This window comes from Janibacter terrae (genome assembly GCF_039636765.1).
Lineage (GTDB): Bacteria > Actinomycetota > Actinomycetes > Actinomycetales > Dermatophilaceae > Janibacter > Janibacter terrae.
Map to the genome: position 1 here is coordinate 2,373,054 of NZ_CP144167.1, position 12,401 is coordinate 2,385,454.

Sequence of the window (12,401 nt, forward strand, 5' to 3'; positions counted from 1 at the left end):
ACCGTCGTCCTAGTGCGCGGCCTCGTGCCAGCTGCGGCCCAGCCCGACGGAGACGTCGAGCGGGACGTCCATGTCGACGGCGGCGCCCATCTGCTCGCGGACGAGTGCCTCCACCGCGTCGGCCTCGCCGGGGACGATCTCGATGACCAGCTCGTCGTGCACCTGCAGGAGCACGCGGGAGGACAGGCCCCCGTCCGTGAGCGCCCGGTCGACGCGCAGCATCGCCATCTTCATGATGTCGGCGGCGGAGCCCTGGATCGGCGCATTGAGCGCCATGCGCTCGGCCATCTGGCGCCGCTGCCGGTTGTCGCTCGTGAGGTCGGGCAGGTAGCGACGCCGCCCGAGCATGGTCTCGGTGTAACCGGTCGCCCGGGCCCGGTCGACGACCTCCTCGAGGTAGTCCCGCACCCCACCGAACCGCTCGAAGTACTCCTCCATGAGGCCGGTGGCCTCCCCCGTGGAGATCCCCAGCTGCTTGGACAGGCCGAAGGCGCTCAGGCCGTAGGCGAGCCCGTAGGACATCGCCTTGACCTTGCTGCGCATCTCGGGGGTGACGTCCTGCGGCTCGACCCCGAAGACGCGCGCGCCCACGAAGCGGTGCAGGTCCTCTCCGGTACGGAAGGCCTCGATGAGGCCCTCGTCGCCCGAGAGGTGGGCCATGACCCGCATCTCGATCTGGCTGTAGTCGGCGGACATCAGCGACTCGTGGCCGGCGCCGACGACGAAGACCTCGCGGATCCGCCGCCCCTCCTCGGTGCGGATCGGGATGTTCTGCAGGTTGGGGTCGGTCGAGGACAGCCGCCCTGTGGCCGCGATCGTCTGCTGATAGGTCGTGTGGATGCGACCGTCGTCCGCCACGGACTTGAGCAGTCCCTCGACGGTCACCCGCAGCCGGGTCGCATCACGGTGCCGCAGGAGGGCCTCGAGGAAGGGGTGCTCCGTCTTGGCGTACAGGTCGGCCAGGGCGTCGGCGTCCGTCGTGTACCCGGTCTTGGTCTTGCGGGTCTTGGGCAGCGCCAGCGTCTCGAAGAGCACGGTCTGCAGCTGCTTGGGCGAGCCGAGGTTGATCTGCTCGTCACCGATGGCCGCCCACGCGTCGGCCTGGGCGGTCGCGACCTTGTCCGCGAAGTCCGACTCCAGCGCCCGGAGGGCCTCGACGTCCACGGCGATGCCGGCGCGCTCCATCTGGGCGAGCACGTCGACGACCGGCAGCTCGACCTCACGCATGAGGCGCGTGCCCCCGGTCTCCTCGACCTTGCCCTCGAGGACGGTGGCCAGCTCGACGGCGGCGACGGCGCGGGTCATGGCCCCGCGGCCGACCTCCGAGTCGTCGGCGGAGAAGTCGAGCATCCCCTGGTCCCCGGACTCCCCCTCCGCAGCCGTGAGGTCACGACCGAGGTGGCGGACGGTGAGGTCGGCGAGGTCGTAGGAGCGCTGGTCGGGCCGCACCAGGTAGGCGGCGATCGCGGTGTCGACGACCAGGCCCTCGAGCGGCAGCCCGGAGGCGGCGAGGGCCAGCATCGGTCCCTTGGCGTCGTGCAGCACCTTGGGCCGGTCGGTGTCGGCGAGCCACGCGCGCAGCGCGCTCTCGTCCTCGGGGCCGAGCCCGGAGACGTCGACGTACGCCCCGACCCCGTCGGCCGTGCCCAGGCCGAGCCCGGTGACCTCGCCGGTGCCGCGCCCCCACTCACCGACGACGTCGAGGCCGAGACGCTCCGTGCCGTGCTCGGCGAGCCACCCGGCCACCTGGCCCTCGGCGAGGATGGTGCCCTCGACCTCGAGGCCGCCGGTGACCTCGGTCTGCGCCGTGTCGAAGGTCGCGAACAGCCGATCGCGCAGGACGCGGAACTCGAGGCTGTCGAAGAGGGTGTGGACCTGCTCCCGGTCCCACTCCCGGCGCTCGACGTCGGCGACCCCGAGGGGCAGCGCGACGTCCCGCACGAGGGCGTTGAGCCGCCGGTTGCGCAGCACCTGGTCGAGGTGGTCGCGCAGCGACTGCCCGGCCTTGCCGGGGATCTCGTCGACGTGGGCGACGATCCCCTGCAGGTCACCGTGGGCGGTGATCCACTTGGCCGCCGTCTTGGGCCCGACGCCGGGGACGCCCGGCAGGTTGTCGCTCGCCTCGCCGACGAGGGCGGCGAGGTCGCTGTAGCGCTCGGGTCCCACGCCGTACTTGTCGGCCACCGCCTCCGGCGTCATGCGCGCCAGGTCGGAGACGCCCTTGCGCGGGTAGAGGACGGTCGTGCGCTCGTCGACGAGCTGGAGGGTGTCGCGGTCCCCAGAGCAGATGAGCACGTCCATGCCGGCCTCGCGGCCCTGCGTGGCGAGGGTGGCGATGATGTCGTCGGCCTCGAACCCCTCGAGCTGCACGTGGGCGATGTTGAGCGCGTCGAGGACCTCCTGCAGGAGCGGGATCTGCCCCGAGAAGGCGTCGGGCGTCGCGTTGCGACCGGCCTTGTACTCGGCGTACTCCTCGCTGCGGAAGGTCGCCCGCGAGACGTCGAAGGCCACGGCGACGTGCGTGGGCTCCTCGTCGCGCAGCACGTTGATCAGCATGGCGACGAAGCCGTAGACGCCGTTGGTGTGCTGTCCCGTGCTCGTCGAGAAGTTCTCCGCGGGGAGGGCGAAGAAGGCCCGGTAGGCCAGGGAGTGTCCATCCAGCAGCAGTAGTCGACTCACGCCCCACACCCTAGGCGCTTGGGGGGACAGCCCTCACTCGTGGCAGGCTGCTCCGCAGACGTCGTCGACCCACCAGGAGAACTCCATGACCACCGACTCCCTCCCCCAGCCGGGACAGCTCGATGCCGAGGACTTCAGGGGCATCCGCGGCCCCCTCGCCGAGCGGATGGGGATCGAGGTCCTCGAGGCCTCGGCCGACCGGGTCGTGGCCCGCATGCCCGTCGAGGGCAACACCCAGCCCTACGGGATCCTCCACGGGGGCGCGAGCGTCGTGCTCGCCGAGACCCTCGGATCGATCGGGTCGGCGATCCACGCCGCCGGGCTGGGCAAGATCTGCGTCGGCCTCGACATCAACGCCACCCACCACCGTGCGGTCGCCAGCGGCTGGGTCACGGGCACGGCCGTGCCCGTGAGCCTGGGTCGGACCGCCACCTGCTACGAGATCACCATCACCGACGAGGAGGGTCGTCGCACCTGCACCTGCCGGATCACCTGCCTGCTGCGCGACCAGCCCCCGGGCGTCTGAGGCTCCACGGACCGACGAAGGGGGATCCCGTGGACTTCATCGGCGCGGGGACGGTGCTCAACGTCCTGACGGTCGTCGTCGGCGCCGGGCTCGGCATGCTCGTCGGCGGCCGCCTCCCGGAGCACACCCGGTCCGTCGTCACCGACTGCCTCGGTCTGGTGACCTTGCTCATGGCCGCCCTGTCGGTGATGGACGTGCTCTCCCCCGACCTGGCCGCGGCGGTGGGGTCCAGCGCCCCCGTGCTCGTCGTGCTCGGGTCGCTGCTCATCGGGTCGGTCATCGGGTCCCTGCTCGGCGTCGAGCGCTGGCTGGGCTCGCTCGCCGGCCGGGTGCAGGGCTGGGTCGGCCACTCCCCGACCGACGGCGCCGAGAGGGAGCGGTTCATCGAGGGCTGGCTCACGGCCAGCCTGCTCTTCTGCGTGGGACCGCTCACGATCCTCGGCAGCCTCGACGACGGGCTGGGCCGCGGGATCGACAAGCTGGCCCTCAAGTCCGTCCTCGACGGCTTCGCCGCCCTCGCCTTCGCCTCCACCTTCGGCGTGGGCGTGCTGCTGTCCGCCGTGAGCGTGGCCGTCGTCCAGGGCTCGCTCACCGTGCTCGGCGTGGTCCTCGGCGCCCTGCTGCCGGAGGCGCACATCGCGGCCCTCACGGCCACCGGTGGCCTCGTGCTCGTCGGCATCGCCCTGCGGCTGCTGCAGATCCGTCAGATCCCCGTCGGGGACATGCTGCCGGCGCTGGTCGTGGCACCGCTGCTCACGCAGCTCGTCGTCGCGCTCGGCTGAAGGGGCGGGCGCCCCGTCGGGTCAGGACTTGTCCATGCCGGCGACGACGGCGTCGGCGACCTCGCGCATGCCGAGGCGGCGGTCCATCGCCGTCTTCTGGATCCACCGGAAGGCCTCGGCCTCGGTGATCTTCAGCTTCTTCATCAGCACGCCCTTGGCCTTCTCGACCGACTTGCGCGTCTCGAGGCGCTCGCCGAGGTCGGCGACCTCGGACTCGAGGGCCTTCAGCTCGGACCAGCGGGAGGTCGCGACCTCGATCGCGGGGGTGACGTCCGAGACCGTGAAGGGCTTGACGATGTAGGCCATGACTCCGGCGTCGCGGGCCCGCTCGACGAGCTCCTTCTGCGAAAAGGCGGTGAGCATGATGACCGGGCAGATCCGCCGCTCCCCGATGGTCTCGGCGGCGGTGAGGCCGTCCATCACGGGCATCTTGACGTCCATGATGATCAGGTCCGGCTGCAGGGACTCGGCGAGCTCGACGGCCTCCTGGCCGTTGCTGGCCTGACCGACCACCTCGTAGCCGGCGTCGGTGAGCATCTCCGCGAGGTCGAGTCGGATGAGCGCCTCGTCCTCCGCGAGCAGCACCCGCTGGCCCTGCTGTCCGTCGGTGTCCGCCATGTCCATCCTTCGTGATCGATCGGTCGTGTCTGGTGCCGAGGGCGGGACTTGAACCCGCACGCCCTTGCGGGCAGAGCATTTTGAGTGCTCCGTGTCTGCCATTCCACCACCCCGGCCGGAGTGCGCGGCAAGCATACCGAGCGCTCGGGGGTGTCGCGTCAGCCCATCCCGCCGGGTAGTGCGCCCTTCGTCGTCTCGGCGTCGTCGCGGTAGGCGGCCGCCGTCTTGTTGCGGGCGTCGCCGATGCGGTGCACCCGCAGCGCGTTGGTGGAGCCGGGGACGCCGGGCGGGGACCCGGCGACGATGACCACGTGGTCGCCCTCCTGGCACCAGCCGAGGTCGAGCAGCTGCTCGTCGACCATGAGGGCGTACTGGTCGGTGTGCGTCACCGGCGGCGTGAGGAAGGTCTGCATCCCCCACACGAGCGAGAGCTGCGAGCGGGTGTCCTGCACGGGTGAGAAGGCGAGCATCGGCAGGCCCGAGCGGACCTGGGCGAGGCGACGGGCCGAGCCACCGAGCTGGGTGAAGGCGATGAGGTACTTCACCCCCAGGGCCTCGCCGACCTCGGCGGCCGCGGCCGTGACGACACCCCCCTGGCTCGTCGGCGGGGCCATGAGGTCGCGCATCCGGCTCAGCCCCTCCTCCTCGGTCGTCTCGATGATCTTGGACATCGTCTTGACGACCTCGATGGGGAACTTGCCCACCGCGGTCTCGCCGGAGAGCATCAGCGCGTCGGCACCGTCGAGCACCGCGTTGGCGGCGTCCGAGGCCTCCGCCCGGGTGGGGCGCGAGTTCTCGATCATCGACTCGAGCACCTGGGTCGCGACGATGACCGGCTTGGCCTTCTGCCGGCACAGCTCCACCGCACGCTTCTGCACGATCGGGACCTGCTCCAGGGGCAGCTCGACGCCGAGGTCGCCGCGCGCGACCATGATGCCGTCGAAGGCGTCGATGATCTCCTCGAGCGCGTCGACCGCCTGCGGCTTCTCGATCTTGGCGATCACGGGCAGTCGCTCGCCGACCTCGTCCATGATCTCGTGCACCCGGTTGATGTCGTCGGCGGAGCGCACGAAGCTCAGCGCGATGTAGTCGGCCCGCAGCCCGAGCGCCCACCGCAGGTCCTGCTCGTCCTTGTCCGACAGCGCCGGGGCGCTCACCGCGGCGCCCGGCAGGTTGATGCCCTTGTTGTCCGACAGCGGGCCACCGTAGACGACGACGCAGTGGACGTCGGTCTCGTCGACGTCGTGGACGGCCAGGGTGATCTTGCCGTCGTCGACGAGGATCGTGTCCCCCGCGCCCACGTCCCCGGCCAGACCAGGGTAGGTCGTCCCGACGACCCGGTGGTCGCCCGGTACGTCACGGGTGGTGATCGTGAAGTGGTCGCCGGCCGCCAGGTGGATCGGTCCGTCGGCGAAGCGGCCGGTGCGGATCTTCGGCCCCTGCAGGTCGACGAGGACGCCGACGGCGTGGCCGGTCGCGTCGCTCGCGTCGCGGACGCTGCGGTAGTTGGCCTCGTGCACCGCGTACTCGCCGTGGGAGAGGTTGAGCCGGGCGACGTCCATGCCGGCGGTGACGAGCTCACGGATGCGTTCGGGGCTGGAGGTCGACGGGCCGAGGGTGGAGACGATCTTCGCGCGACGCATGTCTCCACCCTATGCCGACGACGAAGGGGGTGTGACCACCGTCGCGGTCACACCCCCTTCGCCCTCGGCCGGGGCTCAGACGACGACCGGACGGTCCGTCGGGTCGACCGGGCGCGGCAGCTGCGACTCGCCCATGAGGTAGCGGTCGACCCCGTGGGCCGCGGCGCGGCCCTCGGCGATCGCCCACACGATGAGCGACTGGCCACGCCCGGCGTCACCGGCGACGAAGACGCCCGGGACAGCGGTCTGGTAGTCCTTGCCGCGCACGATGTTCGACCGCTCGTCGGTCTCGAGGCCGAGCTGGGCGACGACGCCGTCCGGCTCCGGACCGAGGAAGCCCATGGCGAGCAGGACGAGCTGGGCCGGCAGCACCCGCTCGGTGCCCTCGACCGGCTCGAAGCCCCGGTCGCCGCGGCGGACCTCGGTGAGGCGCAGGCCGGAGACCCGGCCCTCGTCGTCACCGATGATCTCGGTCGTCGACACCGCGTAGACGCGGTCACCGCCCTCCTCGTGCGCGGAGGCGACGCGGAAGAGCATCGGGTAGGTCGGCCAGGGCTGGTCCTGCGGTCGGTCCTCGCCCGGCCGGGGCATGATCTCGAGGCTCGTGACGGACCTGGCGCCCTGGCGGATGGACGTGCCGAGGCAGTCGGCCCCGGTGTCACCGCCACCGATGATGATGACGTCCTTGCCCTCGGCGCTCACCTGGTCCTCGACCTCCTCGCCGAGCGCGACGCGGTTGGCCGGCGGCAGGAAGTCCATGGCCTGCACGACGCCCTCGAGCTCGCGGCCCGGGACGGGCAGGTCGCGCGGCACGGTGGCCCCGACGGCGAGCACGACCGCGTCGTAGCGGTCCCGCAGCTGCTGCCCGGTGATCTCGGTGCCGATGTCGACGCCGGAGCGGAAGCGGGTGCCCTCGGACCTCATCTGCTGGAGGCGCCGGTCGAGGATGCGCTTTTCCATCTTGAACTCCGGGATGCCGTACCGCAGCAGGCCGCCCGGTGCGTCGGCGCGCTCGTAGACAGCGACGGTGTGGCCCGCCCGCGTCAGCTGCTGCGCGGCGGCCAGACCGGCCGGGCCGGAGCCGACGACGGCGATGGTCTTGCCGGTGAGGCGATCGGGGATCTGCGGCGGGACGTCACCGCGGCCGAAGGCCTCCTCGATCGTCGTCACCTCGATCTGCTTGATCGTCACGGCCGGCTGGTTGATGCCGAGCACGCACGCGGTCTCGCAGGGCGCCGGGCAGAGACGACCGGTGAACTCCGGGAAGTTGTTGGTCGCGTGCAGGCGTTCGATCGCATCGTGCCAGTCCCCGCGCCAGGCGAGGTCGTTCCACTCCGGGATGAGGTTGCCGAGGGGGCAGCCCGAGTGGCAGAACGGGATGCCGCAGTCCATGCACCGGCCGGCCTGGCGCTGCAGCTGTCCGGTCTGCTGCTCCTCGTAGACCTCCTTCCAGTCACGGATGCGCACGTCGACGGGGCGACGGGCGGGCAGCTCACGCTCTCGGGTGGTCAGGAATCCGTGCGGGTCAGCCACGGGAGGCCTCCATGATCCGGTCCCAGACCTCCGGGCCGTCGACGTCGAGGCCCTCGGCCTCGGCGTCGGCCCGCACATCGAGGACGCGCTGGTAGTCGCGGGGCAGGACGAGCGAGAAGCGGTCGAGACCGGCCTCGCCCTCGTCCAGCAGGCGCCGGGCCACCGCGGAGTCGGTGTGCTCGAGGTGCTGGGTCAGCAGCTCGCGCACGACCTCGCGGTCACCGGTGCGAAGGGGGGTGACGTCGACGAGCTCGCGGTTGACGAGGGACTCGTCGAGGTCGAGCACGAAGGCGTTGCCACCGGACATGCCGGCAGCGAAGTTGCGGCCCGTCGGGCCGAGGACGAGGACGGTGCCACCGGTCATGTACTCGCAGCCGTGGTCACCGACGCCCTCGACGACCGCGGTCGCGCCGGAGTTGCGGACGCAGAATCGCTCGCCGACGATCCCGCGCAGGAAGAGCTGGCCCGACGTGGCGCCGTACCCGATGACGTTGCCGGCGATGACGTTGTCCTCGGCGACGTAGCGGGCGTCCTGCGGCGGGCGCACGATGACGCGACCACCCGAGAGGCCCTTGCCGACGTAGTCGTTGGCGTCGCCGACCATGTCGAGCGTGATGCCCCGGGGCAGGAAGGCGCCCAGGCTCTGGCCGGCCGAGCCGGTGAGGGTCAGCTCGATCGTCCCCTCGGGCAGGCCCTCGGGGTGGCGCTTGGTCACCTCGTGACCGAGCATCGTGCCGACCGTGCGGTTGACGTTGCGGACGGCGAACTCGCCGGTGACCGCCTCGCCGCCCTCGAGCGCCGGGGCCGCCAGCTCGATGAGCTGGTGGTCGAGCGCGGCCTCGAGACCGTGCTCCTGGGCGCGGGAGTGCCGCACCCCGGACCCGTCGAAGGAGCTCACCCTGGCGAAGATCGGGCCGAGGTCGAGCCCGGAGGCCTTCCAGTGGTCGATCGCCTTGCGGGTGTCGAGCAGGTCGACCCGGCCGACGGCCTCGTCGAGCGTGCGGAAGCCGAGCTCGGCGAGCAGCTCGCGCACCTCCTGCGCGATGTACTCGAAGAAGGTCTCGACGAACTCGGGCTGGCCCGAGTAGCGCGAGCGCAGCTCGGGGTTCTGCGTGGCGATGCCGACCGGGCAGGTGTCGAGGTGGCAGACCCGCATGAGGATGCACCCGCTCACGACGAGCGGGGCCGTCGCGAAGCCGAACTCCTCGGCACCGAGCAGCGCGCCGATGATGACGTCGCGACCGGTCTTGATCTGCCCGTCGACCTGGACGACGATGCGGTCGCGCAGGCCGTTGAGCACGAGCGTCTGCTGGGTCGCGGCGAGGCCGAGCTCCCAGGGACCACCCGCGTGCTTGAGCGAGGTGAGCGGCGAGGCGCCGGTGCCCCCGTCGTGACCGGAGATCAGGACGACGTCCGCGTGAGCCTTGCTGACGCCCGCCGCCACGGTGCCGACCCCGATCTCGCTGACCAGCTTCACGTGGACCCGCGCCTGCGGGTTCGCGTTCTTCAGGTCGTGGATCAGCTGGGCGAGGTCCTCGATCGAGTAGATGTCGTGGTGCGGTGGCGGGCTGATCAGGCCCACGCCCGGGGTCGAGTGGCGGGTGCCCGCCACCCACGGGTACACCTTGGGGCCCGGGAGCTGCCCCCCTTCGCCCGGCTTGGCGCCCTGCGCCATCTTGATCTGGATGTCGTCGCTGTTGGTCAGGTAGGCCGACGTGACGCCGAAGCGCCCCGAGGCGACCTGCTTGATCGAGCTGCGACGCTCCGGGTCCATGAGGCGGTCGAGGTCCTCGCCGCCCTCACCGGTGTTGGAGCGCGCGCCGAGACGGTTCATGGCGATCGCCAGGGTCTCGTGAGCCTCCTGGCTGATCGAGCCGTAGCTCATCGCGCCCGTGGAGAACCGCTTGACGATCTCGCTGATCGGCTCCACCTCGTCGATCGGGATGGAGGGACGCTCCTGCCCGTCGGCGAGGGCGAAGAGGCCGCGCAGCGTCATGAGGCGCTCGGACTGCTCGTCCACCCGCTGCGTGTACTGCTTGAAGATGTCGTAGCGCCGCGCCCGGGTGGAGTGCTGGAGGCGGAAGACCGTCTCGGGGTCGAAGAGGTGCGGCTCGCCCTCGCGACGCCACTTGTACTCGCCACCGACCTCGAGCTTGCGGTGCGGCGGACGCATCCCGGCGGGCGGGTAGGCCGTCGCGTGGCGCGCGGCCGTCTCCGCCGCGATGACGTCGAGGCCGACGCCCCCGAGCTGGGAGACGGTGCCGGTGAAGTACTCGTCGACGAGCTCCTGGCTCAGGCCGAGGGCCTCGAACACCTGCGCACCGCGGTAGGAGGCGACCGTGGAGATGCCCATCTTGGACATCACCTTGAGCACGCCCTTGCCGAGGGCCTTGATGAGGTTGCGGACCGCGGTCGTCTCGTCGACTCCGGTGATGACCTCGCGCCGGACCATGTCCTCGACGGACTCCATGGCGAGGTAGGGGTTGACAGCGGCGGCGCCGTAGCCGATGAGCAGCGCGACGTGGTGCACCTCGCGCACGTCACCGGTCTCGACGATGAGGCCGACCTGCGTGCGGGTCTTCTCCCGGATGAGGTGGTGGTGGACCGCGGACGTGAGCAGCAGCGACGGGATCGGCGCGAGGTCACGGCCGGAGTCCCGGTCGGACAGGACGATGAAGCGGGCGCCGTCGGCGATCGCCTCGGAGACCTCGGCGCAGATGCGGGTGAGGGCGGCGCGCAGCGCCTCCTCTCCCCCGGTGACGTCGTACAGGCCGCGCACGACATAGCTCGCCTTGCCCGGCAGCTCCCGTTCGGCGTCGATGTGGACGATCTTGGCCAGCTCGTCGTTGTCGATGACCGGGAAGGGCAGGACGACCTGGCGGGCGTGGTCCGGGTCGGGGGCCAGCACATTGCCCTCGGGGCCGATCGCGGTGCCGAGCGCCGTGACGAGCTCCTCGCGGATCGCGTCGAGGGGCGGGTTGGTCACCTGCGCGAACATCTGGGTGAAGTAGTCGAAGATCAGCCGCGGCTTCTCCGACAGGACCGCCACGGGGGTGTCGGTCCCCATCGACCCGAGCGCCTCGATGGCCTTCTCAGCCATCGGGGTGAGCAGGATCTTCAGCTCCTCCTGCGTGTAGCCGAAGGTCTGCTGGCGCCGCGCGACGGAGGATGGCGTGTGCATGACGTGCTCGCGCGGGGGGAGGTCACCGAGCATGATGCGGCCCTCGTCGAGCCACTCCCCGTAGGGGTGCTCCGCCGCGAGCCGGCCCTTGATCTCCTCGTCCTCGACGATCCGGCCCTCACCGGTGTCGACGAGGAACATCCGGCCCGGCGTGAGCCGGCCCTTCTGCACGACGTGCTCCGGCTCGAGGTCGAGGACCCCGGACTCGGAGGCCAGGACGACGAGGCCGTCGTCGGTGACCCAGTAGCGGCCCGGGCGCAGGCCGTTGCGGTCGAGGACCGCCCCGACGAGGCGGCCGTCGGTGAAGGTCACGCAGGCCGGCCCGTCCCAGGGCTCCATGAACATGGAGTGGAACTCGTAGAAGTCCTTGAGCTCCTGCGGCATCGTCGCGTGGTTCTCCCACGCCTCGGGGATCATCATCAGCACCGAGTGCGGCAGGGAGCGGCCACCGAGGTGGAGCAGCTCGAGCACCTCGTCGAAGGAGGCGGAGTCCGACGCCTCGGGCGCGCAGATCGGCATGATCCGCTGCAGGTCGCCGGGGATGATGTCGCTCGACAGCAGCGACTCGCGGGCGCGCATCCAGTTGCGGTTGCCCTTGACGGTGTTGATCTCGCCGTTGTGCGCGATGAACCGGAAGGGGTGGCTGAGCGGCCAGCTCGGGAAGGTGTTGGTCGAGAAGCGCGAGTGCACGAGCGCGAGCTCGGTCTCGAAGCGCTCGTCCGAGAGGTCCGGGTAGAAGGGCTCGAGCTGCGCGGTGGTGAGCATGCCCTTGTAGGCGATCGTGCGGGCCGACATCGACGCGAAGTACACGCCCGTCTCGCGCTCGGCGCGCTTGCGCGTCACGAAGGCCAGTCGCTCGAGCGTGAGCCCGGAGACCTCGCCGCCGGGTGCGGCGACGAAGAGCTGGTGGAAGTCGGGCATGCAGTCGCGGGCCATCTGGCCGACGATGTCGCGGCGCACCGGCACCTCGCGCCAGCCGAGGACCCGCAGGCCCTCCTCGGCGACGATGGCCTCGATGCGCTGGACCATCTGGTCGCGCTCGGACGGGTCGGTCGGGACGTACGCCGCGCCGACGGCGTAGTGGCCGGCCTCCGGCAGGTCGAAGTCGACGACCTCGCGGAAGAAGCGGTCCGGGACCTGGCACAGGATGCCGGCGCCGTCACCGACGAGCGGGTCGGCGCCGGTGGCGCCGCGGTGCTCGAGGTTGGTGAGCGCCAGGAGTGCGTGGTCGACGATGTCGTGGCCGGCGTGGCCGCGCATCGTGGCGACCATGGCGACACCGCAGGCGTCCTTTTCGGCGTCCCGGCGGTAGAGGCCGGTGTCAGCCGGAAGTGCCGACCAGCGCTCATAGGGGGAGAGGGACACGTCAGTCACGTCGGTCACCGTCCTCGGGGTCTCGATTCGAAAGTACCTGCCGCGTCAGGGACACGACAGGTACG

At 71.1% G+C, this 12,401-nt stretch carries 7 protein-coding genes and 1 tRNA gene; 2 read left to right on the forward strand and 6 right to left on the reverse strand.

The window, feature by feature from the left end; all coding sequences use genetic code 11:
• Positions 1–9: 9 nt before the first annotated feature.
• Entirely contained in the window at positions 10–2,679 is a 2,670-nt protein-coding gene (gene polA, locus V3C34_RS11615; protein WP_346007199.1) for a DNA polymerase I, read from the reverse strand.
• An 85-nt stretch (positions 2,680–2,764) separates the two neighbouring features.
• Here polA and V3C34_RS11620 point away from each other — a divergent pair, with 85 nt between their 5' ends.
• A complete protein-coding gene (locus V3C34_RS11620) occupies positions 2,765–3,205 on the forward strand; it encodes a hotdog fold thioesterase (RefSeq protein WP_068323684.1) in 441 nt (146 codons plus the stop codon).
• Between the two features lie 29 nt (positions 3,206–3,234).
• Positions 3,235–3,987 (forward strand): DUF554 domain-containing protein, encoded by a 753-nt coding sequence (locus V3C34_RS11625; protein ID WP_082817000.1) that lies wholly within the window; start codon positions 3,235–3,237, stop codon positions 3,985–3,987.
• Positions 3,988–4,008: 21 nt separating this feature from the next.
• Here the strand turns inward: V3C34_RS11625 and V3C34_RS11630 are convergent, their stop codons facing one another.
• From V3C34_RS11630 to gltB, 5 genes are all read right to left on the reverse strand, one after another.
• On the reverse strand, positions 4,009–4,611 hold the full coding sequence (locus V3C34_RS11630; RefSeq protein WP_068323674.1) for an ANTAR domain-containing response regulator: 603 nt from the start codon (positions 4,609–4,611) through the stop codon (positions 4,009–4,011).
• Between the two features lie 24 nt (positions 4,612–4,635).
• Positions 4,636–4,721, reverse strand: a tRNA-Leu gene (locus V3C34_RS11635).
• A 42-nt stretch (positions 4,722–4,763) separates the two neighbouring features.
• Complete coding sequence (gene pyk / locus V3C34_RS11640) at positions 4,764–6,248, reverse strand: pyruvate kinase (protein ID WP_068323671.1); 1,485 nt, start codon at positions 6,246–6,248, stop codon at positions 4,764–4,766.
• Positions 6,249–6,323: 75 nt separating this feature from the next.
• Entirely contained in the window at positions 6,324–7,781 is a 1,458-nt protein-coding gene (locus tag V3C34_RS11645; protein WP_068421233.1) for a glutamate synthase subunit beta, read from the reverse strand.
• Positions 7,774–12,345, reverse strand: a complete 4,572-nt coding sequence (gene gltB / locus V3C34_RS11650) for a glutamate synthase large subunit (RefSeq protein WP_346007200.1) — start codon at positions 12,343–12,345, stop codon at positions 7,774–7,776. The genes V3C34_RS11645 and gltB overlap by 8 nt, the downstream gene beginning before the upstream one ends.
• Positions 12,346–12,401 lie beyond the last annotated feature (56 nt).

What these genes read in the sequence shown, in the direction of transcription:
- V3C34_RS11620 (WP_068323684.1), top strand. Translation starts at nt 2,765, where the DNA reads ATGACCACCGACTCCCTCCCCCAGCCGGGACAGCTCGATGCCGAGGAC.
- V3C34_RS11630 (WP_068323674.1), bottom strand. Translation starts at nt 4,611, where the DNA reads ATGGACATGGCGGACACCGACGGACAGCAGGGCCAGCGGGTGCTGCTC.
- pyk (WP_068323671.1), bottom strand. Translation starts at nt 6,248, where the DNA reads ATGCGTCGCGCGAAGATCGTCTCCACCCTCGGCCCGTCGACCTCCAGC.